At 61.0% G+C, this 25,454-nt stretch carries 22 protein-coding genes; 2 read left to right on the top strand and 20 right to left on the bottom strand.

Annotated features, from left to right (window positions below):
- Positions 1 to 19 precede the first annotated feature (19 nt).
- Together BB029_RS32865 and BB029_RS13265 are read left to right on the top strand one after the other, a co-directional pair.
- On the top strand, positions 20 to 973 hold the full coding sequence (locus tag BB029_RS32865) for a hypothetical protein (RefSeq protein WP_141696535.1): 954 nt from the start codon (positions 20 to 22) through the stop codon (positions 971 to 973).
- 525 nt (positions 974 to 1,498) lie between these two features.
- Positions 1,499 to 2,236, top strand: a complete 738-nt coding sequence (locus BB029_RS13265) for an EthD domain-containing protein (RefSeq protein ID WP_065939506.1) — start codon at positions 1,499 to 1,501, stop codon at positions 2,234 to 2,236.
- A gap of 44 nt (positions 2,237 to 2,280) precedes the next feature.
- Here BB029_RS13265 and BB029_RS13260 read toward each other — a convergent pair whose 3' ends face one another.
- From BB029_RS13260 to BB029_RS13165, 20 genes are all read right to left on the bottom strand, one after another.
- Complete coding sequence (locus tag BB029_RS13260) at positions 2,281 to 3,414, bottom strand: FAD-dependent oxidoreductase (protein ID WP_083236397.1); 1,134 nt, start codon at positions 3,412 to 3,414, stop codon at positions 2,281 to 2,283.
- A 315-nt stretch (positions 3,415 to 3,729) separates the two neighbouring features.
- Positions 3,730 to 5,199, bottom strand: a complete 1,470-nt coding sequence (locus BB029_RS13255) for an NAD-dependent succinate-semialdehyde dehydrogenase (RefSeq protein ID WP_065939505.1) — start codon at positions 5,197 to 5,199, stop codon at positions 3,730 to 3,732.
- Between the two features lie 16 nt (positions 5,200 to 5,215).
- Complete coding sequence (locus BB029_RS13250; RefSeq protein ID WP_065939504.1) at positions 5,216 to 6,232, bottom strand: dihydrodipicolinate synthase family protein; 1,017 nt, start codon at positions 6,230 to 6,232, stop codon at positions 5,216 to 5,218.
- Between the two features lie 29 nt (positions 6,233 to 6,261).
- Positions 6,262 to 7,272 (bottom strand): ornithine cyclodeaminase family protein, encoded by a 1,011-nt coding sequence (locus BB029_RS13245; RefSeq protein ID WP_065939503.1) that lies wholly within the window; start codon positions 7,270 to 7,272, stop codon positions 6,262 to 6,264.
- Positions 7,273 to 7,371: 99 nt separating this feature from the next.
- Complete coding sequence (locus tag BB029_RS13240; protein WP_235865574.1) at positions 7,372 to 8,322, bottom strand: LysR family transcriptional regulator; 951 nt, start codon at positions 8,320 to 8,322, stop codon at positions 7,372 to 7,374.
- The gene (locus tag BB029_RS13235) at positions 8,319 to 9,050 is read right to left on the bottom strand and encodes a FadR/GntR family transcriptional regulator (RefSeq protein ID WP_027603329.1); all 732 of its coding nucleotides are present in this window, start codon (positions 9,048 to 9,050) and stop codon (positions 8,319 to 8,321) included. Before BB029_RS13235 ends, BB029_RS13240 begins: the two co-directional genes overlap by 4 nt.
- Entirely contained in the window at positions 9,047 to 9,832 is a 786-nt protein-coding gene (locus BB029_RS13230; RefSeq protein WP_065939502.1) for a cyclase family protein, read from the bottom strand. The genes BB029_RS13235 and BB029_RS13230 overlap by 4 nt, the downstream gene beginning before the upstream one ends.
- Positions 9,819 to 10,826, bottom strand: coding sequence for an NAD-dependent epimerase/dehydratase family protein (locus BB029_RS13225; RefSeq protein WP_065939501.1), 1,008 nt, complete (start codon positions 10,824 to 10,826; stop codon positions 9,819 to 9,821). The genes BB029_RS13230 and BB029_RS13225 overlap by 14 nt, the downstream gene beginning before the upstream one ends.
- Positions 10,817 to 11,809 (bottom strand): fumarylacetoacetate hydrolase family protein, encoded by a 993-nt coding sequence (locus BB029_RS13220; RefSeq protein ID WP_065939500.1) that lies wholly within the window; start codon positions 11,807 to 11,809, stop codon positions 10,817 to 10,819. Before BB029_RS13220 ends, BB029_RS13225 begins: the two co-directional genes overlap by 10 nt.
- Positions 11,806 to 12,378: a cupin domain-containing protein gene (locus BB029_RS13215; protein WP_065939499.1), complete on the bottom strand. Its 573-nt coding sequence runs from the start codon at positions 12,376 to 12,378 to the stop codon at positions 11,806 to 11,808. The genes BB029_RS13220 and BB029_RS13215 overlap by 4 nt, the downstream gene beginning before the upstream one ends.
- Before the next feature lie 63 nt (positions 12,379 to 12,441).
- Positions 12,442 to 13,395, bottom strand: a complete 954-nt coding sequence (locus BB029_RS13210; protein ID WP_065939498.1) for a PDR/VanB family oxidoreductase — start codon at positions 13,393 to 13,395, stop codon at positions 12,442 to 12,444.
- On the bottom strand, positions 13,395 to 14,438 hold the full coding sequence (locus BB029_RS13205) for an aromatic ring-hydroxylating dioxygenase subunit alpha (protein ID WP_065939497.1): 1,044 nt from the start codon (positions 14,436 to 14,438) through the stop codon (positions 13,395 to 13,397). Before BB029_RS13205 ends, BB029_RS13210 begins: the two co-directional genes overlap by 1 nt.
- Entirely contained in the window at positions 14,435 to 15,508 is a 1,074-nt protein-coding gene (locus BB029_RS13200; RefSeq protein ID WP_065939496.1) for an aromatic ring-hydroxylating dioxygenase subunit alpha, read from the bottom strand. Before BB029_RS13200 ends, BB029_RS13205 begins: the two co-directional genes overlap by 4 nt.
- A 48-nt stretch (positions 15,509 to 15,556) precedes the next feature.
- Complete coding sequence (locus BB029_RS13195) at positions 15,557 to 16,759, bottom strand: MFS transporter (RefSeq protein ID WP_065939495.1); 1,203 nt, start codon at positions 16,757 to 16,759, stop codon at positions 15,557 to 15,559.
- A gap of 126 nt (positions 16,760 to 16,885) precedes the next feature.
- Positions 16,886 to 19,420: an RND family transporter gene (locus BB029_RS13190; RefSeq protein WP_065939494.1), complete on the bottom strand. Its 2,535-nt coding sequence runs from the start codon at positions 19,418 to 19,420 to the stop codon at positions 16,886 to 16,888.
- Positions 19,421 to 19,424: 4 nt separating this feature from the next.
- Entirely contained in the window at positions 19,425 to 20,528 is a 1,104-nt protein-coding gene (locus tag BB029_RS13185; RefSeq protein WP_065926049.1) for a YCF48-related protein, read from the bottom strand.
- A 71-nt stretch (positions 20,529 to 20,599) separates the two neighbouring features.
- Positions 20,600 to 21,964 carry a DUF1329 domain-containing protein gene (locus BB029_RS13180; protein ID WP_065939493.1) on the bottom strand — a complete coding sequence of 455 codons (1,365 nt, stop codon included), beginning with the start codon at positions 21,962 to 21,964 and terminating at the stop codon, positions 20,600 to 20,602.
- 12 nt (positions 21,965 to 21,976) lie between these two features.
- Positions 21,977 to 23,656 (bottom strand): DUF1302 domain-containing protein, encoded by a 1,680-nt coding sequence (locus tag BB029_RS13175; protein WP_065926047.1) that lies wholly within the window; start codon positions 23,654 to 23,656, stop codon positions 21,977 to 21,979.
- A 128-nt stretch (positions 23,657 to 23,784) separates the two neighbouring features.
- Complete coding sequence (locus BB029_RS13170) at positions 23,785 to 24,909, bottom strand: FAD-dependent oxidoreductase (protein WP_065939492.1); 1,125 nt, start codon at positions 24,907 to 24,909, stop codon at positions 23,785 to 23,787.
- A 178-nt stretch (positions 24,910 to 25,087) separates the two neighbouring features.
- A complete protein-coding gene (locus tag BB029_RS13165) occupies positions 25,088 to 25,450 on the bottom strand; it encodes a Rieske 2Fe-2S domain-containing protein (RefSeq protein ID WP_065939491.1) in 363 nt (120 codons plus the stop codon).
- Positions 25,451 to 25,454: the final 4 nt, after the last annotated feature.

Genomic DNA, 25,454 nt, shown 5'->3' with positions numbered 1-25,454 from the left:
TATTCGCAAGGAGCAGACTTTGAAGGCATTTTTTCCTATGGTAGCCACCATGCTCCTCAGCGGCCTTGCACCGCTTGCGTCCGCTGAAGAAGTCGAGTCTTGTGGAGATATTCTTAGGTATGCGTCCCGGGATGTCCGTCACGACGTATCCTTCTCTGACCAAAGGAAGTACTACTACCAAAACGTGTGCAAAATGGCCGGTTCGGGATTTGGGATTGACTACAAAGACGCCTCATCCGCGCTCGGTTTTTCTTACTCTTCGAAAGATGAGTACTGCAAAGCAGAACAGTCGCTCAATACAAACACCAACTACAACCAAGCCGATTCAAGTTTAGTGGTTCGCAGTTCTTTGGATGCTTACGTTGCTTGTCGTGCACTTAGTGCTAAAGGCGTTGCTACGTCAATATCCATGCCGCCGGGCGAGACGCCCACTGTTTTTTCCATAAGCGTGAAGCGTCTGAGTTCATTACCGCAATCCGTTGACTCTTTGGCCATTGACCCTGAGGCGGTTTCTTGTAGTTCACAAAATAACGGCCAAGTGCAGTCCTATGACAAAGCGTTTAATGTTGTCGGGTTTCAGCTTCCACAAAGCGAAGCACAGTGGTCGCTCCTTTGCACGAGAAAGGCTGCGGTCAATTCAAATGGTAATCGGACATATGGCTCTGTCCAACTCATTCTTACGACCTCGTCAGGAGCGCTTCCTATCTCACTGCCGCAAGCCGGATATGCCTCTGGAGCCTGGGCAACAGAGCTTCAGGGTGAAACAGCAGCCATCTCGAAGAAGCTAACCTCTGTTGAGACAAGCCTGGCTGCGCAGAAGCTGATCGCGCAATGTAGTGGTGATGGTTGGCTCCCTCGACCTGCGGCGCCTGCCTGCCCTTCTGGATTCAAGGACAGTGGGCAATTCACTCACTCCGCACCTGGAGGCCCGCATGGGTTTGGTGGAAATTGCCGTATATGCTTGGGGAATTAAACGCCCCAAGCGCCAATTTGCTCACTAATATGAGGCCATATGAGCATTTTCTTGATGGTCCAGGCAGGCATACTGAACGTGTTGAAATAGCGGACCAGATGGGCTTTCATTTTCGTTTTTATGCAATTTTGCGGACAGCACCATGCCATATTCCAAAGCTGAGTGCTGTTGGCTTAACCAGTGTATACCCAACACTGACGGTCTCGTCCAAGAAGCGATGTTCCCCGATATGCAGGCATGAAGGGCTATTGCAAAGCTTATAGGCGATGCAGAGTACGCTCACTACATGCTCTGCCTTCAGAGCTCTCTCACTTCACACCAAACGCTCAAAGCCGAAGCCGAAGCCGACTCAAGGCTGGTCAAGCATGTTATTGCGTGATACCAGCCAGTAGAAATACTGATTGGTTTGCAGGGCCACTCTGACTCTATATTTTGGTGTTGAAAAACAACTAGATGAATAACACCCGCACAAAATGCATTTAAGGTCCAAGACCAGTCAACCCTGCCAAAAACGAGAACGCGCCCATGATTAAAATCCTAGCCGCTGTACGCAGAAAACCAGGAATGACGCATGCTGAGTTTTTAAACTATGTAGAGCACACCCACGGAGAAATCGCTAAAGCCAAACCGTTAGGCGTCAAACGGTACGTGCAAAACCATGTCATCGACGCGGCTTTCGGGGTCGACGCCGACAATGCCTATGCACAGTCCTTCCACAAAGACTCCATTACGGAGCTGTTTTTTGAAGACGTGCCAGGTTTGATTCGCACCTTCAGCGATCCCTATACCCAGCAAACCGTCGGCCCAGATGCAAAGAACTTCGCTGACCTTTCCGAGCAGCTCGCTCAATTGATGGACGAAGAAATAGAGACCTCCAACGTCGCTAAAGCCCCCCTCCAGTGGAAGGCGATGATCCTGCTGAAGAAGAATCCCGCGATGGCGCTCGATCGTTTTTTCGAAGCTTGGGACGCAGCTCACGAGAGCATTACCCGCGAACAGCCCGACTTCCAGAACGCCCTACGCCGGTATGTTCGCTCCCGGTATCTGCCCGAGGGTGACAAGGTGACGGCCTATTTCGGGCCAAACATCGCCGTATACGAAGGCGCCTCTAGCCTGTGGTTTGAAAATGAAGCGGATTTTTCGACCTTTCGGCAGTATCAGCGAGCGCTGTTTCAAAAACTTGCCGAGGACGGCGTGGCGCTGACGTCGGCGTCTTTTTTCGCTTACGTCAAAGAGGTCGTTATTTTCGATCACTGCTCCTAACGACCAGAAGCGCGACCCTTCTCATCCAGCAGGGTCGCAATCAATCAGATAGGCTCAGCCAGCGTCGCAGTGGACTCACGCATGATCTGCGCATGCTCTTCCTTGTCCCCGCCACTTTTCTCTATCTCGCACAGACGCGCGGAGTTCTCGACCACGAGTTGGCAACGCTCCCAGCGCCGCGTTTCGAACCGGCTCAGGGCCGTCTGTAGATTGCTACTGGCGAGCAACTCTTCGGCAAGCACGATGGCGCTCTCGATACCGATGCCGGCCCCGGAAGCCAGGTGCGGCGTGGTGGCATGCACCGTGTCGCCGATCAGCACGATACGGCCCTTGTGCCAGGGCAGCGGCACCAACAGATTGGACAGCGGACGATAGTCGATATTGGCGCCCGCCTCGTGCAGTTGTGGCACCAGCGCTTGCAGGATCGGGGCTGGGAACTCACTCAGCAGGCGCGCCATTTCACCCGGCCAACTGGCCGGATCAATCCACTCGGAAAACTCGCGGTTTTCCATGAGGAACATGTACATGTGCGTTTCGGAGATTGGATTGACGCCAACCTTGGTGCGACCCAGCCAATGAGTGGGGCGCACGATTTCCGGCGGACGCTTCAGCACCGCGCGCCAGACGCTCTGATGAATGGGTTTTGGCGAGGGTGCTTCCGGGAAAAAGTCCTTTCGCGTGCGCGAATGCACGCCGTCAGCGGCGACGACCAGGTCATAGCGTTCAGTGGTCCCGTCGGTGAAAGACACGTCAATGCCATCGTCATGCTCGATGACGCTGTCGTAGGTGATGCCCAGGCGCACACGGGTGCCCACTTCCCGCGTCCTGTCGGCAAATATTCGAGCCAGTACCGGGCGCAGGATGCCGCCACCACAGGGAATCGGCTTATCGCTGACCGGCGGTCGAAGCGCCAATTGCACGATCAGGTCGCCCGCCGGTGAAAACACATCGAAATTGGTCGACAGGTACCCTTCCCCGGCGACCCTTTCCAGAATCCCAACCGTATCAAGCGCTCGCAGCGTGGGCCCACTGAGCGTAATCCCCGCCCCCAAAGGACACCACAATGGATCGATTTCGACGAGGTCCACTTCGACGCCCTGGCGGGCGAGCTGGATAGCCGCGGTCATACCGGAGAACCCTCCCCCAATCACCAGGACCTTACTGACTGCTGCAATCATCACGCTCTCCTAATTATTCTTATTCACTCGGGCAGACATTGCATGGCGCACCGACGAGCTCTGCGGCGCTATCGCGTCAATGCCGCAGGAACATGGAATGCCGACGGAAAATGTCGGATCAGCCACGAGACTATCGAATCGGCTATCAGCGCTGAAATCGCTTTGCACAATCCGAGGTATCGCTGGCGGCGATGGGTCTCGCAGGTAAGCCGGGGGCATTGTTCGGAGTGCCTGCCTTTGCGGCAGAACAAATACAAAAGCCGATGAACGACGGCCCACACGAGCCGCCATCCATCGGCCTTTAACGGCGTTAGTTCAAACGCTTTCCAAGCCATCCCAGCACAGGTATTTCACTTCAAGGAATTCGTCGATTCCGAGGTGTGAACCCTCGCGCCCAAGTCCGCTCTGCTTCACGCCACCGAAAGGCGCGACTTCATTTGAAATCAAGCCACAGTTGATGCCCACCATGCCCGATTCGATGCGCGCGGCGTTGCGCCAGATACGCGCCGCGTCACGGCTGAACAGATACGCCGCCAGGCCAAACTCGCTGTCGTTGGCCATGGCAATGGCTTCGTCATCCGTGTCGAAACGCACCAGGGGCATGACCGGGCCGAAGATTTCTTCGCGCGCAACCCGCATCCCGTGGGCCACATCGGCCAACAAGGTGGGCTCGAAGAAACACCCGCCCAGCGCATGGGGCTTGCCGCCGGAAAGCAGCCGGGCCCCTTGCGCCAGCGCATCATCAACAAGTGCCTGGGATTTGCGTACCGCTGCGTCATCGATCAACGGCCCGACCTGTACACCCGGCTCCAGGCCATTGCCCACCTTCAAGCGCGCCATGCGCTCGACGATACGCTCGGCCAATGCGTCATAAACCGCTGACTGCACCAACACCCGATTCGCGCCAATACAGGACTGCCCACCATTGCGGAACTTGGCCAGCATCACACCGTCAGCCGCCGCATCAAGATCAGCATCGTCGAAGACAATGAACGGGGCATTGCCACCCAGCTCCATGGAACATTTCTTCACCGTCTGCGCCGCTTGCGCAAGCAGCAGCCGGCCCACTTCCGTGGACCCGGTGAACGTGAGCTTGCGCACCAACGGGTTGGCCGTGAGTTCACCGGCAATATCGCGCGTGTCATTGCCGGTGATCACACTGAACACACCCGCCGGCACTCCCGCGCGCAGGGCGAGTTCGGCGAGCGCCAGTGCGGTCAAGGGTGTCTGGCTGGCCGGTTTCACCACCATCGTGCAACCGGCCGCGAGGGCCGGAGCGGCCTTGCGTGTAATCATCGCAGCGGGGAAATTCCAGGGCGTGATCGCCGCGCAGACGCCGATGGGTTCGCGCAGGACCACGATGCGCTGAGTGTCCTTTACGCCCGGAATCAGATCACCGCGCACCCGTGTGGCTTCCTCGCCAAACCAGCGCACAAAAGACGCCGCGTAATCGACTTCACCCCGCGCCTCCTCCAGTGGCTTGCCCTCCTCCAGGGTAATCAGCGTGGCAAGGTCCTCCCGATGTTCAACCATCAACTCATACCAGCGGCGCAACACCTCGCCACGGCGTTTGGCCGTCAGGCGACGCCATGGGCCAAAGGCCTCATTCGCCGCGTCGATGGCGTGCCGAACTTCAGTTTCACGACAACGCGGCAACTCGGCCAGCACCGTTTGGTCAACCGGATTACGCAGCGTGTAGTGACCGTGCGGCGTCTCGCTCAGCCACTCACCGGCGATATAGGCACCGTCACGCCACAGTGTGGGATCTTTAAGTAAATGCTTCACTGTGCAACCCTCCTGATCAGCACGGATGACGCCCGATCATGAAGGCGCTGTCAGGATCCGAAGTCACCGGCAACCCCGACGCAACCAACCCTTGACGCAGCGACTTCATGAAGCGATCCGGCACGCGCATCGCCGGGGCACGCAGTGGGCCGCCGTTGAAGCCGGCGAGCCAGTCCTGGTATTTCCACATCGTGCGATTGAGCACACCAGTGCCGCCGGCATAGCTTTGCGCGGCGGCGCCGTTGGCGCTGCGTGCCGGATTGACCTTCCAGTACAGTTCCATCGCCTCTTCAAAGCGGCCCGTGCGTGCCAGTTCGAAAGCTTTCGGGTAGTAGTCGCTCATCCAGGCGGTGTTGCTGGTGCCGGAAAACTGCAACTTCATCAGGCTCATCAAGGGGATTGCGTCGCCTTCGATCGGGCAACTGATCACCACCTGATCACGGAAGTGGTAATACATCTCGCAAATGCCCGCCGGCAGCGGGAACCCTTGCTCGGACTTGATGGCCGCGATATTCGGGCAATCGGCCAACAGCCGACTGACCAACTCCAAGGACATCCCTGCCGGATGCACGCGCTCAAAGCCCCAGAGCGGAATCGGGAAGAGCATGACGGCGAGGTCCGTCGCGTCACAGAACGACTTGGTGTAGTCGTAGATTTCCTGCTCGCAGGTCGGCCAGAACTGTGGTGGATAGGAGAGTAGGACGATGTCCGCACCGGCATTCTCGGCGAGCTTCACCGCCTCGATATTCTCGGCAAGCGTGCCAAAGGCCGCATGGAAAAACAGGATCAGGTCTTTCCCTGACTCACGGGCCCAGGCAGTGAACTGGGCATTCTCCTGGATAGAAATCGCCAGCTCGCTGCACAGCAACGTAGCACTGTAGCCCAGGCCAACCGTATGTTCGATGTCGTGGCGTATGCCACGCTCATTGAGACGCTTCAAATCAGCACTGAAACTTGGGATGGTGACAGCCGAGCAGCCCACCAGGTTTTCCCGCGCCCAGGCACGGGCATCCGCTTTCTTGTATGTGGCCATGATGATTTTCCTTTGAACAGTGAAGGGAGTTATTTCGAGACAGGGACAATGCTGGCGGGCAACTCGATGCCGAGGCCTTGTTGCCGGGCGCGCTCGTACAGCGCTTGGGCGATGACGACGTCCTGCAGCGCCGAGCCAACAGACTTGTAGAGAACGATGTCGCTTGCGTGCTGGCGCGGTATGACACGGCCCGCGACGAGTTCCGACAGCGCGACCAATTTGTCGGCGACATAAACGCCGGCACTGATCGCCGCAATGGCGTCACCGGTATCGTGAAGCACCTCTTGCGGCATATCGGCGACGATGCAGACGGCTCGCTCCATCGTGACCGGGTCAACTTCCCGTTGCTCAGGCAAGGTGGAACCCAACGACACAACCGTGGCCCCCGGGCAAAGCCAGGCGCCTTGCAGGACCGGAGATTCGTCACGACTGCGGGCGGCACAAATCACCACGTCGCAATCCTGCACAGCTTCTTGCGCGCTGTTCACCGCTTGGATCTCCAGCCCTGGCCTGAAGCTCTCGGCAAAACGCTCGCGGCTAGCGGGCGTTGGACTGAATACCCGGACATGCGCCACATCGCGCACGGACTTGAGGCAGTCCAATGCGCCACGGGCCTCAAACCCCGAGCCAATCACCCCCACCCGCAGCGCGCGCTTGGGCGCCAGTAAATCGACTGCCAGCGCAGCGGTTGCCGCGGTGCGCAAACCCGTCACCCGGTTGCCGTCGATCAGGGCACTGAGCGCCATGGTTTTCTGATCGAACAACGCAATCAGGTAGCTGGCGCAGCGCGCCCGCATGGAGGCTGCGATCAACTTGCAGCCCATATGGCCGCCAGCCGGAGGTACGGCAGTCAAACTGCGCAGCCAGATGCCATCGCCCCGGGCCATGGAGCGAGGCGGCACCATGGCATCCGATGCAGGGCGTGCATACGCCTCGGCGAGCGCGGCGACGGCGGTGCTCCAGTCGGCGAGCGAGGCCACATCGGCGTCACTGAGAAAAAGCGTCGGGGCAATGACTTGGAGTTCTTGGGCATGATGCATGGCGCAAACCTCGCAATCGGGGATCAGTCGTTGGTTGACTGACACCCTACGAGGCGCGCCCCCCACCGAATACTGCTGGGGATGCAAAGCAGCTATCGCTTAAATCGATGGCATGGACAGATTGCAAATCAGCCGTCGCACTTCACGGGAAGCACGGGTCAAGGGGCGCCGGGGCGATTCGACCAGCACGACAAAGCGCTCCAACACGGGCTCTATAATGCGCGATGAAATAAGTCGTTGATCCAGTGAGCCCGGCAACACCGAGGCAATCGCATAGCCTCCGCCTGCCGCGACGACTTCGTACTGGAGCTGGACCGAGTCGGCTTCCACGGCCACGCACAGTTCCACGCCTTGCTCCGCAGCCAAATGATCGAGCCTGGCCCTCAGCAGATGCGGCCGCCCAGGCACGACCAATGGCAACCCAGATAGATTTTCCAGCGCAATATCTCGATTTCCGAGCAGAGGATCGGCGACGGGTCCTACCAGGTGCAGCGGTAGCCTGGCCAACAGATGAGCTTGGCCGACGCTCGCCTCGCTCTCGCGCAGCACCAGCGCCATATCCAGACGACCATCGTGCAACTGCTCTTCGAGTTGAGCACTGGCGCCCTCGATCAGGTGCAATCTCACCCCGGGCATCTGCGCGCGCACCGCAGAAAAGAGCGTCCCCGCAAACCGGCGCACCGCGGAAGGCAACATGCCCACAACTACCTCCCCCACCGGCTTTCCACGCAGGTTGCGAATGTCATCGACAAGGCTTTCAGCGTTCGCCAGAAGATCCGATATACAGGGCAGCAACTGCTCGCCAAATTCGGTCAGAACCACCCCACGTCCGTTGCGATGGAACAGGCGTTCGCCACATTGCGATTCGAGCAGGGCAATATTGCGACTCACCATGGACTGCGGCATGTCCAGCAGTACGGCCGCTTTGCTGAGACTGCCAGCCGCCACGACCCGGACGAACAAAGTCCAGCGGGGATCGATGATGGTGAGCGCCGTGGCAGTAGGCTGCGTGGCCATGTCCGGCACCGGGTAGCTCTGGTTCTCCGTCATGTCATCAACTCTTGGCGGGCCTGGTGCAAGTATTCGCGACTGTCCTGGAGATGCAGGCGCATCGCGGCACGCGCACACTCAGTGTCCTGATGGAAGATCGCCTGGTAAATCTGCTCGTGCTCGCTTTGCATGCGCTGTTCGTAATGCAAAGGCTCATCGTGAAACAGACGCGCAGAATCCAGTCGGCTGCGGGGGATGATGACCTCGCCCAGGTTGAGCAGTGTGCTGGCGATGTAGGGGTTGCCGGTCGCCTGGGCAATGCCCAAATGGAATTGAAAATCCAACGCCGCCCGATCATTGACGCTGACATCCGGCTGCCCGAGCTGATCGAGAAGTGCCCGCAACCCCGTCAACTGATCCGTGTTGCGTCGCTGGGCCGCGAGCCCGGCGGCTTCGACCTCAAGACCGATCCGAAACTCCATGATCGCCAGCGAATCGGTGATGAGACCGATCGTCTCCGGGTCGATGAAGGCCCCCAACGACAGGGCGCTACCGCATACAAAGGTCCCTATGCCGTGGCGTGTCTCGACCATTCCCCCGGCCTGTAGACGCGACATGGCCTCGCGCACCACGGTCCTGCTGACGCCATGCTCCAGCATCAGGGCCGACTCGGTGGGCAACTGTTCACCGCCACGCAGCCGTCCCTCGATAATGTGCTCCGACAGCAGCGCCTCGAGCCCCTGGGACAGGCTAGCGCGCTTTTTCCCACCGGCAGCCGGCACGCTCATTCCTCGAAAATCGCTACGGCGCGGACGAAACCGGCCGAAGCGTGCCTGATCTTGTAGGGGAAGCAGGACACCTGGAAACCATGGGCCGGCAGGCATTCCAGGTTGGCCAGCTTCTCCATCTGGCCGTAACCGATGTCGCGTCCGGCCTTGTGCCCTTCCCAGATGATCGAGGCGTCGCCTGTGGCGGCGAAGCGTTCGCGTGTGTACTTGAACGGCGCGTCCCAGCTCCAGGCATCGGTGCCCACCACGCGCACGCCGCGTTCCAACAAGTACAACGTGGCCTCACGGCCGATGCCAACCCCGGCGTCCAGGTACCCAGGCTGGCCAAACAGCGCGCCGGCACGGGTATTGACCAGGACAATGTCCAGCGGCCGTAGAATATGGCCAATACGCTCCAGCTCTGCTTGCACTTGGGCAGCGCTGACCACATGGCCATCCGGCAAATGACGAAAGTCCAGTTTGACGCCGGGTTGCAGGCACCAGTCCAGCGGCAACTCGTCGATGCCAAACGCCGGCTTGCCACCGTCCGTGGTCGAGGCGTAGTGCCAAGGGGCGTCCATGTGCGTACCGCTGTGCGTGGTGATCTGCAGGCGCTCGGCCGCCCAGGATTCGTCGCCAGGCAGTTGCGCCTTGGACAGGCCGGGAAACATCGCGGCCATCTCCGGCCAGCCTTGCTGATGGTCCATGTAGTCGATTTTCGGCAGCAACGGCGGTGGATCGGTGTAGGGGTTGTTGTCCAGGGTGACGGACAGGTCCACCAGGCGGCGTTTAGCTGTTTGCATGATCAGTCACTCCAAGCGCCACCCGTCCACGCATACGACGCGCCGGGGCAGCAGCGTTCAAACTGTTTCGTATCAAGGCGCCGGCAGAGCCGTCATGGCGAAAGCCAAGGGCGCGGGCCAGAGGGGTTTTCATTGCAGGGAAGTTGCCGAACAACGCTTGCAGCCCGGCATCCGGCGCGAAGCTGATCAGCGCGCGGCGTTCCTGGCCGTAGGCTGCGGCCAGGGCATCGATGACCTGGGCAATGGACAGGTGCAACAGCGGCAATTGCCAGACACGTGACTCGCCAAGCTCAACGGCGGGCAGTTCGGCGGCCCGCAGCAGGTTATCCACGCAACACCGCACGGACATCCACCACGCCTGCGCCTGCGGCGACACCGGGCAGCAATACGGTTCACCTTGAGCGAAGGCGTAAAGTAGATCGCTCATGAACGCCGAGCGCAGCCCATTGGGTTCACGTGGACGGGCTACGATGCCGGGCAGGCGCACGGCACGACCGTCCACCTCGCCCCGTCGGGCAAGGTCATTGATCGCCATTTCCACCATCGTCTTGTGCGCACCGTAACTCAACTGCGGGTGCGGCACGGCACGCTCATCCATGCGAGCCGGCAGGTCGCCGCCGTACACCGCCACGCTGCTGGCATACACCAGCACCGGCGTACCAGGCTGCTCGCGCAACTGGTCAAGCAACTCCAGGCTTGCCAGCAGGTTGACCTGATAGCCCAGTGAATAGTGCTGCTCGGCCGCGCCACCCGGGATGCTGACCAAGTGAAAGACCACATCGATGCCATCGGCCAAGGCCCGGCGCAATAACGCGGCGTCGGTGACACTGCCGCAATGCCGGCGCAGGCGCTTATCCTCAGCAAACCCCACCAATTCCTTGTCCAGTAATATCAACGCGCTGATCGACCGGCCTCGCAACTCATTGGTTTGGAGCAATCGTTTCACCAACGCCCGGCCGACAAAACCATTGGCCCCGGTAATCATTACGCGCATGGGAGGCCTCCGCGCACGATGCACTGGTCTATCGCCCCGAACACCGACTGCCCTTGCAGATCGAAGACCTCCATGCGCACGCGGTCGCCAAAGCGCATGAAGGACGTCTGTGGCGCGCCGTGCTCAATCATCTCAACGGCACGACGCTCGGCGATGCAGGCCGCGCCCACCGTGGGATCGGCATTGGAAACGGTGCCGGAACCGATCACGCAGCCGGCCCTGAGTCGCCGGGTCAGCGCCGCATGGGCGATCAATTGATGAAAGCCGAAATGCATGGCGCCACCGTGGGCATGACCGAACCACTGGCCATTCCATTCGACCCTCAGCGGCAAGTGCACACGCCCGTCGCGCCAGGCCTCGCCCAACTCGTCGGGGGTGATCGCCACCGGGGCAAAACTTGACGAGGATTTGGCCTGGATAAAACCGAAGCCGGTCTTCATTTCCCGAGGGGCGAGCGCACGCAAGCTGACATCGTTGACTTGCACGATGAGCCGGATATGGTCGGCGGCCTCTTGCGCCGAGCAGCCCATGGGGACCTCATCGACCAATACCGCGAACTCACCTTCGAAATCGATACCATGGGTTTCACTAGGCAGCACAATGTCATCGCGAGCGCCGAGAAAATCATCGCCAGAGCCCTGGTACATCAGCGGCGTGTGTTCAACGCCTTCGATCGGATCCAGCGCAAACGCCTTCTGCATCCGCTCGCCATGACTGAGGAAAGACGAGGCGTCCAGCCACTGCCAGGCACGTGGCAAGGGCGCGGCGGCTTGCCCCGGATCAAAGGCGAAGGCACCGGCCAGCGTGCCTTCGTTCAAGGCGTCATACCGCAAGCGCAAGGCCGTTTCGACGTTCGACCAATGCTCGAGGGCGGCCTGCAGCGTCGTGGCGATATCGCTGGCCTCCACCGCCCAGGCCAGGTCGCGCGACACGACCAAGAGGCGACCGTCGCGGCTGTGATCTTTCAGGGTGCTGAGCTTCATGCCGGTTCTCCTTGCAGCTCGGGGGCGAAGCGGCCATCGAGCAGCACGAACAACATGCGCGCCATCTGCTCGGTGCGATTGCTCCAAGCGTGGTTGGTGCCGCGCTGCACGACGATGTCACCGCGCTTGAGATGCACTTCCTCGCCATCGAGCACCAGCCACACCTCCCCCTCCGTGACCACGCCGTAATCGAGCGTTTCGGTGCGGTGCATCAGCTTGTGTTTGGAATCCGCCTGCCCCGTGCCGGCATGGGCCTGGCCAATTTCGACAAAGGCCGCCGCGGCATCCTCGGCGCTGATTTGGTTCTGCATGCTGTCGGGCGGGATATCCACCACGCGAATGACGCTGCCCAGGGGTGCCGGACTCAATTGAAGCGGCTTGCGGGTGGGGTCGTCGCCGTTATCCAGCACGGCCGGGCTGGCGCCACTGCTCCAGATCTCATGGAAGACCGTGCCAGGCACGGCCTTGAGCGGGAAGCTATTGGGCGTCGGTCCGCTGAGCGCGACCACCGCCTGGCCCTGGGCATCGTGCCCGGTGACCACGCGTTTGAAACCAGGAAGTTGTTGCATGTCCGACTCCTCAATCAGTTGGCGAAACACCGCAGCGGGTAAAGATGGATGCATGGAAAAACCTTAAAGATCGAGCACCAGCCGCGCGCTCCTGGCGCGCGAGCAACACGGCGTGAACTGGTCGTTGCGGGCTCGCTCGGCATCGGTCAAGAACATGTCACGATGCTCTGGCTCGCCTTCCAGCACGCGCGTGATGCAGGTGCCACAGATGCCCTGCTCGCAAGACAACGGGATCTCGATGCCGGCCTCCGACAGCACCTGGGCAACGCTGAGCGCGGCCGGCACTTGGAAACACTGTCCGGTGCTCGCCAGTTGCACTTCGAACCCGCCCGCCTCACCCGCCGGGGCAGCGGCGGCGGTAAAGTACTCACGGTGCAGTCGCGCCTCGGCCCAGCCCTGCTCGCGAGCCGTGCCAAGCACGTGTTCCATGAAACCGTTGGGGCCACAGACGTACAGGTGACGGTCGGCGGCTGGCCCGGATAAAACCCGAGCGGCGTCGAGACGCTGGGCATCCTCGCCATCGTCCACATGAACCTGCACACACTTGGCAAACGTCGAATGGCGCAGGTACTCGATAAAGGCCATGCGCCCGACCGAGCGACCGCAATAGTGCAGCTCGAAAGGCGCGCCGATCCGCGCCAGGCGCTCGGCCATGCAGAGAATCGGCGTGATGCCGATACCGCCGGCGAACAGCACGCTGTGCCCCGCCCCATGCTCAAGCGGGAACAGATTGCGTGGCTCGCTGATGCGCAGCCGGCTGCCTTCGTGCACTTGCTGGTGCATGGCCTGCGAACCGCCGCGAGACGCTGGGTCGAGCAACACTCCCAGCAGGTAGCGGTGGCGTTCTTCCGGGTGATTGCACAGCGAGTACTGGCGCACCAGGCCATTGGGCAGGTGCACGTCGATATGCGAGCCAGCGCTGAAGGCAGGCAGCATGGAATTTTCGACCGGGGCCAGTTCGAAGCTGTAGATGCCCTCGGCTTCGAGGCGCTTGCGAGTGACGATGACTTCAATCATCACTGGGCACCCGCAGGCTGTTCGGCAGCAATCATGCGGTCGAGGACACGCCGCGCCCGGACCGCTCCTGCATCACCAATCAGCAGGACCGGCTTCAAGTCCCAGAACGATGCAGCGCCCATCATGCGCTGCTGCGCCTCGAGCATTGGCAAGTCTTCATCGGCAAAGGGCCGGCTGATCGCGGCCGCCTGCTCATCAGCGAATCTCTCGACAAATTCGCCCATTGCCTTGGGGAAACAGACTGAGAACCAGTAGTGAGTCGTGGTCTCGGTCTCTGGAGTGAACAGATGCGGAATCGGTGTGGAAACGCCCTTATCCCTGGGGAGCCCGGTCGCCACGGCGCCGGAAAACAGCAACATGTTCGCCGGAGCATCCCAACGCACATCGATCCAACGGTCCACCGGTGTGCCCTGAGGAATGTTCCAGGCGGTGTAGAGAAACTCCGGCATGATTTCCGCAACCGTCTGGCGGTTGGACCAAACGGTGTTGCCCTCCTCTTGCACGCTGGTCAACGCGCTCTTGACGCCATCGCCACCCAGCGTAGACGGGTGCAAGAATTCGATATGACTCAGGTCCATGATGTTGTCGGTTTCCAGCACGTAGTTGGCTCTGGCGTGCAGGTAGCGTTTGCCGACATACCAACGGTCTTCATCCATGCAACTGAAATCCGGAATCAGCGTCGCATCGGCCAGTTGTGCATCGCCCATCCAGATCCACAGCAGGCTGTAGCGTTCAACCAGCGGGTAGGCCTTGACCTTTGCCGCCTTGGGAATTGCACCATCACCATGAGGGTTATGCACACAGGTGCCGCTGCCATCGAATTCCAGGCCGTGGTATGGACAACGCACCGCATCGCCTTTGAGGATGCCCATGCCCAGGGGCGCGAAACGGTGGGGACAGCGATCGGCAATGGCTTGGGCATTACCTTGGGTGTCGCGAAAAAACACCACGGGTTCATTGAGCAAGGTTCGTTGGAACAACTCGCCAGCCTTGATCTCGTTTCCCCAGGCGGCCGCGTACCAGACGTTGCGTAGAAAGCTCATCGCAGTTCCTCTTTTTCATAGTTTGATGACCGACTGGCTTGCGTCTCCGCTCGCTCGGCTTCCATCAATCGACGCAGAACACGTCGACAGCGCACGGCCCCTGCATCGACTGGCAGCAACACAGGGTTGAGGCCAAGCAGTTCAACCTCACCAATCTGGCGCTGTTGAGCCTCGACCATGGGTTTGTCTTCACCAGCGAAAATACCGATCAACATCTCTTGGACGAAGGCATTCAACTGCGCATTGTCCTGCTCGAAACTGCGCGTGTTGGCAAAGAAATAATGGGTGTTGGCCGCGTCCTGCGGCGTCATCAGATGCAGGTTCCATGTCACTGGTCCCTCGGCCCTGGGGCGCCCTGGCGCCGTGGCGCCACTGCCGAGCAGCATCAGGCCGGGGGCGTGCCAGATGACTTCGGCCCAGACGTCTGCCCGGCTCGGATCTTCAAGGTGAGCGCCGAAAGCCGGCGGGGGCACATCGTCCGGCGCCCACCAACTGATGCGTACGCGATCGTTGGGCAATTCCTCGATGGTGGCTCGGGTGTGTGACAACGCCCCGCCACCGAGCGTATCCGGGTGCAGGAAATCAACATGGCTCAGGTCCATGATGTTGTCGGACAGCAACTCGTAGTGCGCACGGGTCGGCAAATACCCATGCCCTTTGGCATGGGTGGGCGCCTGCTCGAAAAAGGAAAAATCAGGAATCAAGGCATCGCTGGCCAGGTGACGATCGCCCGGCCAGACCCAGATCGCCCCGTGGCGCTCAACGGCCGCGAAACCGCGAACACAGGCGGCCTTGGGGATGTTTCCTTCGCCATGGGGATTGTGCGTGCATTGGCCACTGCCATCGAAACGCAGGCCGTGGTACGGGCACTGGACGCTGTCGCCGACAACCTTGCCCATGTGCAGCGGGGCAAAACGGTGCGGGCAACGATCGGCGAGCGCCTGGATCACACCGTGGCTATCGCGAAAGAACACGATGGGTTGCTCGACGATGGTTCTGCCCAACATGCCACCTTGCGCCAGCTCGTCTGCCCATCCAGCGATGTACCAGGTGTTGAGCAAATAACTCATGATGTTCTCCTCGTTGTTCTTATTTTTATGAAACGTCGAATGGGCAGGTCAGTGCTCAGGGTCTGTGACAACCGCAGTAGTAAAAGCAGCCCCGCTGCCTCGCAACCGAAGACAGGCCAGGGCTACCACCAGCTGAACGCCCGCGACGATGCCCAGTGCGGCTGGCAAGGCGCCGATTACCCCGCCGGTGATCGCCAGCACCACCAGCGGGCTGGCGAACTCACCGGCGAAGAACATCGCCGTGAAGCCGCCGGCCGCGCGGCCGCGCTGCTGGAAGTCGACCTGGCTCATGATCCAGGTGAGCAGGGTTGGCATCATCAGGCCGATGCCCAGGCCGTTGATCAGGACGGCGATCACCACCAGCCCATGACTGTCGGCTACCGCCAGCAGCCCGCCACCCATCCCGGCCGCGACGAAGGCCAGGAGCATCTGCCGGTGCGCCGGCACACCACTGAACAGACGGAAACTCAGGGCGCCAACCAGCACGCCGAATTGACTGGCGCCCATGGTCAAGCCGATCTGCTGAGCGCCTTCAACGTGCAATAGGTTGAGTAGATAACCGACTTGTACCGGCACGATGAACAGGCTCAAGCCCGCCAGGAAAGACAAGCCATACAACGGTGCCAAGGTGCGCCAGGGGAATGCCCTGCTCATCGCCTTCTTCTCGATGGCCGCATGCCCGCGCGGCTCCCAGAGCAACCAGGCCATCAGCGGCAGCAACACCAGCCCCAGCCCATACAGGGCAAACGGGGTACGCCAGCCGTGCTCGCCGAGCACACCACCGACGGCAATGAAGATCGCCGCCGACAACGACGTCGCGACCATTTGCAGGGCGAACATGCGTTCACGTCGTGCGCCGCTGTAGTAGTCACCCATCATCGTTGTGCAGCAGGTCATGATCGCCGCTTCGGCCACGCCGATGCCGGCGCGGCTGATGACGATGACCTGCAGCGACTCCAGCCACAACGGCAGCACGCCACAGACGGTGTAGAGCACCATCGCACCGATCAGCAACGTCTTGCGCCCCAGCCGGTCGGCGATGATCCCTGCCACGGATGCCAACAGCGCAATCATCAACGCCGGCAGCGTCAGGGCGATGGGCACCAGCACGGCCACACCCGGTGTGTCGGCGAAGTGTTCCTGCATACGCGGCAGGACGGGGGCCAGCAGCACCGCACCGAGCACTGGCAGGCAACTGCCGAGCAACAGCAACAAGGATTGCGGTAGCCGCGCCTGGCGTTCAACGTTCATCGCGCACCTCCGCAGGTTGCGCCGCGCAAAATGCCATACCGAAGGCGCTCAGGCCGGCGATGACGTCAAGCCATAGAGACTGCTGGAACAGAGATGCACGAGACATGGGAAAGTCCTTTCTTGTTGTTATGACGCGACAGGGTCAGCAGCCGCTGTCGTCGTTTGATCGTGTCCCGACGTCAGGCGCAGTGAGTGGTGCTTCACACAGGCCCCCTCCTCGGCTACGGCCGGCATTAGCGGCAAGCTCAATGGGTGGCTGGGTCTGGCCTCGGCCGACCCCGCGCTCACCCGCTTGCTCGGCAACAGGAAGTGAGCCAGGGCTGGCAATAGAACCAGCGCACCGACCATGTTCCAGACGAACATGAAGGCCAGCAGCACGCCCATATCAGCCTGGAACTTGATTGGCGAAAACATCCAGGTGGCCACGCCGATCGCCAAGGTCACGCCAGTCAGCATCACCACCTTGCCGGTGGACAGCAGTGCCCGGTAATACGACTCAGACAAGCTTGTGCCCTGGCGCATATGACCGAGCAGGATGCTCATCACGTACAGCGCGTAGTCGACGCCGATGCCCACGCCGAGGGCAATCACCGGCAGGGTCGCGACCTTGACGCCGATGTTCAGCCAGACCATCAGCGCCTCACAGAGGATCGATGTGAGCATCAGCGGAATCACCGCGCAAATCGTGGCGCGCCAGGAACGGAAGGTGATCAGGCACAGCAGGATCACCGCGCCGTAGACCCAGAACAGCATTTCGCGGTTGGCCTGCCTGACGACGATGTTGGTCGCGGCCTCGATCCCGGCATTGCCAGCGGCCAGGAGGAACTGGACGTCATCGGTATTGTTCGCCGCGGCGAATTGCTCGACGTGATCCACCAGGCGGCTCAAGGTTTGCGCCTTGTGGTCGGAGAGGTAGACGTACAGTGTCAGCAGGCTGCAGTCTTCGTTGTACAAACCGCGCGGTGCCCCGGCGGTGACCATGTTGAGCATCGCCTGGTTGTTCTGCAGCTCATACCATTTCGGGCTGCCTTCGCTCAGGCCCACCAGCATGCGGCGGTTGAGCAACGCCAGGGAATTGGTCGAATCGACACCCGGCAAGGTGCGCAACTGCCAGTCGAGGGCATCGACCTTGTTCAGGATGTCATAGCGCGAACAGGCGCTGGCGGGTGTCTTGATCATGACCGCGAACAGATCGCTGCTGGCGCCGTAATGCCGGGTCAGGAATGCATCATCCTGGTTGTAGCGCGAGTCGGCCCGCAGCTCAGGCGCGCCCGCATCCAGGTCACCGACTTTCAATTGCAGGCTGACGATGAAGCCGAGCGTCGCCAGCGCCAGGCTCAGGGCGATGCACAGCGCCGCCCACCGGCGCTGGGTGAACAGGTCGAGGAAGCGCCAGAATCCGTGGCGATTGTGGCCGGCCAGTTCGGCGTGCTCGCTTTTCAGGCTCAGTTGCGCCGCACGGCGGCTGACCCCCACATAAGAAAGCAATATCGGCAGCAGGATCAAATTGGTGAAAATCAGCACCGCCACGCCGATACTGGCAATCATCGCCAGGTCCTGGATCACCTGGATCTTGATGATCATCAGCACCGCGAAACCGACCGCATCACACAGCAGCGCGGTGAGGCCGGCGAGAAACAGGCGGCGGAAGGTGAAGCGTGCGGCGACCACCCGGTGCATGCCGCGCCCGATATCCTGCATGATGCCGTTCATCTTCTGTGCGCCGTGGCTCATGCCAATGGCAAACACCAGGAACGGCACCAGCACCGAATAGGGGTCCAGTTGATAATTGAGCAGCGGCAGCAAGCCGAGCTGCCAAACCACCGCCACCAATGAGCAGAACACCACCAACAGAGTGCTGCGAATGCAGCGGGTGTACCAATAAAGCACCACCGTGGTGATCAGGATCGCCACGGCGAAGAACATCAGGATTTGCCGTAGGCCGGCAATCAGGTCACCGACTTTCTTGGCGAAACCGGTGATGCGGATGTCGATGCTGTCGCTCTGGTATTGGCTGCGCAATGATTCCAACTGTTGCGACAGTTGGCTGTAGTCCAAGGGTTTGCCGTCCGGGGTGCGCTGCAGCAGCGGTACCTGGATGATGCTCGAAGCCTGGTCGAACGCCACCAACTGGCCGATTTCGTTGGACAACTGCACGTTGCGCCGCAATGCCGCAAGGCTCGCTGCGCCGCCATCGTAGTTATCCGGAATGACCGGCCCACCCTCCAGGCCCGCCTCGGTCACCGCCACCCAGCGCGTGGCCGGCGTCCAGAGCGATTTCATGTACGCACGGTCGACACCGGGCAGCAGGTAGATCTTGTCGCTCAACGCCTGCAGGGTCTTGAGGTAGGCGCTGTCATAGATGTCGCCCCGCTTGTTGACCACTGCAATGCGCACCGCATTCCCCAGCCCGCTCAACTCCTGCTGGTGCTCAAGGTAGTTGGCGATATAGGGCTGATGGGTGGGAATCATTTTTTCGAAGCTGGCATTGAGCTCGACACGACTGGACTGCCACCCCAGCACCAGCGTGGTCGCCAGGCACAGCAGCAACACCCACAGACGATGGTTGAACAATGCTCGTTCGAGCAGCGAGCCGGAGCGTGGATCAAAGTCATCGAACGTACTTGCACGAGACGGGGAAAATTTATCAGGGGACGTCATAACCTCACTCCGGAGCGGCAGTGGCTGGCTGCGCAAGACGCTGCAGCCCGGTGAAACCGGCAACGATCAAGCTGCCATCGGCGGCCTCGATCACACTTGAAACAGGTTTGCCCAAGGGCGTTCCCAACGGCAGCAGCGCCGCCCCGGTCTGCTCGCTGTTGCGAAACAGCATGCCGCCCTGGTTGACCAGCAGTAGTTGGCCGTCGGCCAGGCGTGTGGCGTCGTTGAAGGAGATCGGTACGGGCACCGAAAGACGCTGGAAACTTGCGCCGGCGTCGTGGGAGACAAAGGCATTGCCCTTCAGACCGGCGACCATCAGCGCGCCATCCGCGCGGTTCTGCAGGGTGAAGAAACTACCTTCGTAGGGGCTGTCCAGTTGACTGAACGACAGCGCATCGTCGTCCGAGCGTGCCAGGTAGCCCTGCTCGCCAGCCAGGAACCAACGTGTGCCGTGGCGACTGATGGCGTACAGGTGCAAGCCGTTGGGGTTGGCAATTTGCCCCATCAGCGATTGCCAGGTGGCGCCACCATCGGTGGTCAGCAGCGCCAAACCGTAGGCACCGACGATCAGCCCGCGATGTGCGTCGACGAACTCCAGTGCCAGAAAGGGTTTGTCTGGACCATCGGCGACAAGACGCTCGGCATTTTGTACCCGTATCAGGGCGGCATCCGGGTCGACAGCGGTGGCTTGTTCCGCCTTGGCGGCGTCCAGTTCCAGCTGTGCCACGCGTACGCCGTCGAGCTGCAGCGTCCAGTGCTCGCCGCCGTCCAGCGTCGCCAGCACCACGCCCGCATGACCGACTGCCCAGCCCTTTTGCGCATCCACGAACCGCACCGCCGTCAGGCTGACCGAAACCGGTACCGAAGCCTGGTGCCAGCTTTGCCCATTGTCGTCGGAGAACAGCACCAGGCCGCGCTCACCCACGGCCACCAGGCGTGTGCCGGCACGCGCCAGGTCGATCAATACGCCGTTCTGCGCAGCCGGTACCCGCATGGCCGGGGTATTGAGCGGCACGCCCACCGCTGCCGACCCGGCCAGACACTCGCTCGTGGCGAGGGGCAAATACAAGGCCAACAGCAACGCGCTCGCCTGACTGATTCTGTTCATAACCTACCTCGGACAAACACTCGTATCCCAAGGGCAGACCGGCAGGCCTGCCCTTCACTCTCGGCTCAGGTCTAACGCACGCCACGCCCCGCCATCGCCGCGGGCGAGAACTCCGAGGACTTGTAGCGATCGACCGCGCGATACTGATCCGGCAACCCGGCATAGAGATTCTGGATAAACCACGCACCGGAGGTCAGGTCATAAAAACCTGAAGAGAGTTGCACCAGCCCAGGCAGGTCGGGCAATACGGAAGGCAGCGACCAGAGGGTCTTGGCCAGTTGGCCGCTGGCATCCCAACGGTCGCCGAGCAGGGCTTGCCAAGTGTCTTCATCGAGGTAGTAACGCCCCTTGGGCAACTGGTGGCGCTTGCCGGCGGCCACCGTCGATTCGAGCACCCAGACGCGGTGCAATTCCCAGCGCACGTAGTCCGGGTTCAGATGGTGCTTGCCCAGCAGGTCCTGCGGCTGGGCAGCGTTTTGCACCTTGTTGGTGTTGTAGGGGACATACATCTCCTGCTTGCCCACCAGTTTCCAGTCGAACCGGTCCGTGCGACCACCCCACACACTCAACTCATCGAAGGACATGACCCCGGCAGTGGACGGCGTCGGCGTATCGCAGCAAGCGTTGGGCAGCGTGCGTACCCGGCGTTGACCGCTCAGGTAGACATGGGCCTGGGATTTGTCACCGTTGATGTTTTCACGCCCCAGGATCTGCTCACCGGCACGAATCGCCGGGCCGAGATTGACAAAGTGCACCTGCCAGTAGTCGCCCGAATAGTTCTCAGGGCCGCCCTCCTGAAAGTAGTAGGGCATTTCCTGGGTCAACAGGCCGTCGCTGGTCATCACCTGGTTGCCGTCAGCGGTCATCAGATAGTGGCGAAAGTGCCCCGCCACCGAAGTGCCGCGCCAGTTCAGCACATGGTTCCAGATGGCTTCGGTACCATTCTGTGGAATCGGGAACGGGATCCCGCCATAGGCACCGTCGGGGATCAGTCCGGCGCTGCTGTCGACCAGTTTGGCGCGGGTCGCATTCTTGAACGTGTTGTCATAGACCCACTGCGGCGCGGCCGCCGTGCGCCGGGTCGGATAGACATCGATGCGATAGGTGTCCGGGAAACGCTTGAACAGCTCCTTGGTGCCGTCGCTGAGTTTGTCGGCGTACTTGGCCAGGTTCTGGGCGGTGATGCTGTACAAGGGTTTGTCCGCAGCAAATGGATCGCTGCGTTTGCCGCCCGGGACGTAGCCTGGATCAACCTTGGTGTAGCCACCGTCCCAGGCCGGAATACTGCCGTCGGCATTGCCGGCTTTCTCGGCACCGAAGGGCGTCAGGGTCTTGCCCAGCGCGGCCGCTTGTTCGGCGCTGGCGGCCAAGGCCATCGGCGCGGCAGCGGCCAGCAGGGTTAAGCACAAGGCCTTTAGAGTGAACTGAATGGTCATGCGCAAATCCTCTTAGAACGTGGTCTTGACGGAGAAAGCCAGGTAATCCCGATCCTTCAGCGACTGCTTGTAATTGAACTGGTTGGCGGCGTTGAGGCTGGTGTCCTCGGGACCGTAAAAGTGGGTGTAGGTCAGCCCCACCGTCACTTGGTCCAAATAGGTGGCGGAGACGCCGATGTTCATGTCCCCGCCTCTGTCGGGGCCGAACCCGCTGATCACAGCCGACTTGCCCATGGGGAAATAGCTGATGCCCAGCGGCACGCTGATATCCACGCCCGGAAAGAACTGGCGATAGGTGGGCGTGTAAACCAACTTCAAGCCCAGGCCATCATCAGTGGCGTTAGGGTCTAGGGCGGCGCGGTTCCTGGTTACGGCGAGCAGGCGGTTCCAGGCGATTTCCCCTACCAGGCTGGCTTCATTGGCGACGAAGGAAGGGCCCAGCGATGCCAGGACGTTGAGGTTGACGTGGGCCGTACGGCCGACGGCATAGAGGGCGTCGTCGTTGTTGTCCGCCTCGGCGCCCGGCAGGACGGTCTGGGCGTTGGACACCAGCGGCATGTTCCAGCGCATCGATGCCTCGCCGGCAAAGCTGTACTCGTTCACGGAGGTCGCGAAACTGGCGCCCAGGACCCGGATATCTTCCGGGTAGACCCAGGAATATTCGCCGACTTGCCCGGTACTGAAGTTCGGCCCGGTGGCATTCGGCTTCAAGTACAGCGTTGGGGTTTTCTCGTGATATTGGAGTGCGTACAGGCCGTAATCCGTCGTCCCGGTGTTGTACTTGAGCTGCAGGCCGCCCTGGCCGGAACTCCTGGCTTTCTTGTCCTTGCCATGGAAAAACGCAGCCGGGCTGTTGGCATTACCGCCGAGGAAATCCGGGAACGGCCCGCCGGTGATCAGCCGTTCATTGCCGTCGCCGATGGTATCGCTGGTGGAGAAATAGCTACCGGCGCCCGGCAAGCGGGTGGCTTCCCACTCCAACTGGTAGAAGGCGCCCAATGACACATCGTCGGTTAGTTGGTAGGCGGTCGAGAGCTGGTTGACCGGTCGGGTGATTTCCTTGAATTGGGTGTTGGGCACCGATTGCGCCTTGACCACGTCCACCGGCGCCATGGCTCCGGCAATGCCGTTGCCGCCGAAGAACAGGCTCTCGCCCCAGATCAGCCCGTGGCGCCCGGCGCGAACCGACAAGGTACGGTCGGCCAGCTCACCGTTCCAGTAGACGAACGCATCCAACAGTTCACCGTCACCGCCGTGCAGTTGACGGGTATCACTGGTGAACTCGTTGAAACCCACCGAACGCTGGTTGGCACTGGCCGCGTCGTTGTTGTCGTTGCGGTCCTGGTAGACAGTGTCGTACCAGGCCGCACCGCTCAGACGGGCACCAAAGTTGTGAAAACCGATGTCCAGTTCGGAAAGAATATCCAGGCGATTGGAGATCAGGCCCTTGCCGAAGTTGTGATCACCGTCATTCTGGTTCAGCGCCGTCTGCCCCTCGCTAAGCTTGCTGCTGGGCTCCTTCAGGCGCCAGGCCGCGCTGTACTTCAGCGTGTTGTCCCAGCGCAAGCTGAGATCGGGACTACCGGTGTCGATCTGAAAGGCCTGGGCAGCCGAAGCGCCAAGCCCCAGGCTGGCCGCAAGGGTCAGGGTGAAGGGGACGCGCCGCGACGCAGCGAACTTGCGAGTAGCCATCGAAGTAACCCTCTTTATTGTTGTTGTATGTCAGCTCTTCTGGTGGAACGGCGCCCGCAGTCGAACCGGGCCAAGCCTGCACAGGCATGAAGCATCCATGGGAGAGCAAATTCAGTTTTGCCGGCGCCTCAGATAGGCGCTGCCGTGACGTCGAGCATCCGCCTGACCAGGCCGATCCGGTCGAAGCTGCTGTCGTGGGCCATTTCCTTGTCACCGGCCAGCACCGAGCTGTCGCTGATGAATTTGCAGCGCTCATAACGGCGCGCCATAAAGCGTTCGAGCTGCTGTTCGACGTTGCCGCCGGCGACCAACTCTTCGCCAAGCACCACGGCATCCTCGATGGCCATGCCGGCACCCTGGCCCAGGTGCGGCGTCGTGGCGTGCACCGCATCGCCAATCAGCACGACACGGCCGCGGTACCAGGGCTCGCTGACGAACAGCACCTCCAGCGGCTTGTAGACCACCTGGTCGCTGTCGGTTATTTGCTCGCGCAGTTCGCCGATCAGCCCGGTGAAACCACTCAGGCGCTGGCGCATCTGGGTCGCCAGCGTGGCAGCCTCCATCCTGGGGTTGGCGGGCTCATGGGAAGTCACGAACAGGTACATCTGGTCGCGGCCCAGCGGCACCAGTCCGGCGTTACCGGCAGGTCCCTGGAAGGTGGCCAGATGATCAATTCCAGCGGCACGAGGAAAGTTGTAGCGCCACACCGATTGACCGGTGAAGCGCGGCAGGTACTGCTCGCCAAACAGCAGACCGCGCAGGTGGGAGTACAGGCCATCGGCGCCGACGACCAGGTCGTAGCGACCGCGACTGGCATCGGTGAACAGCACATCGACGCCCTCGCCCATCTGCTCCAGCGACTCGACACTCAGGCCCAGACGAACCGAGACGCCAAGGGCAGCAACGGTTTCGCTGAGGACTTGATGCAGGGCCAGGCGCGAGATGCCGACGTTGGCTGGATACTCGGGCCCCGCCAGGCGCTTGCCGGGAATTCGCGCCAGTTGTTCACCGGCGGTGGTGTTGATGGTCACATCCTCGAACGCGTAGGCGGCATCCAAGTAGCCGTCCAACACACCCAGCTTGGCCATCTCACGGACGACGTTACTCTGCTGGATGATGCCAACGCCATAGACTGTCCACTGCGTCTTGAGCTCGACAAGATCGACTTCGATGTCCTGGCGACGCAAAGCGATTGCCGCACATAGACCACCGATACCACCACCGACGATAAGCACCTTTTTCACTGCGTTCATGCTCGTCTCACTCTTATTCTTGTTATTCACGCTAGCGCTCTGCCGGAGCGATCCCAGGCTTCACCACCGGCTGTGTTTGCACGCATTCGCTACCGCGTTGTGTTCACTTTCTCGGCAAAGCAGGCGTTTGACTAATCGCATGTAGGGATACGATGTATCAGCTACCGCGATACGTTAATCAGGATGCATACGCCTCCAACTGATCCGCTTCGAGCACCAGCCAATCGGCCTCTGCATGCCATTGCAGTGCGCTCAGGCTGTCCCCCAGGCACGGCCCGTAGACGCACAGACCACTGTCCGGAAGGAACCGGGCACCATGGGCGTAACAGACGATCTGGCGGCCATCGACGCTGAGAAAACGATCCTTGCGGTACTCCAGGCGCACCTTCAGGTGCGGACAGCTGTTGCGATAGACCCGCACTTCGCCGTCATGGCGCAGGGCGAACACACTGTCCTTCCCCGTGCCCAGGGGATCGAACCCGCGGGCCTGCCCTTCCACCAGTTCATCCAGGCAACAGAGCACCAGGGCCTCGTGACTCATGGAC

This window comes from Pseudomonas sp. S3E12, from assembly GCF_001702295.1.
GTDB classification, from domain to species: Bacteria; Pseudomonadota; Gammaproteobacteria; order Pseudomonadales; family Pseudomonadaceae; genus Aquipseudomonas; species Aquipseudomonas marginalis.
This window is presented reverse-complemented; position numbering and strand designations above follow the sequence as displayed.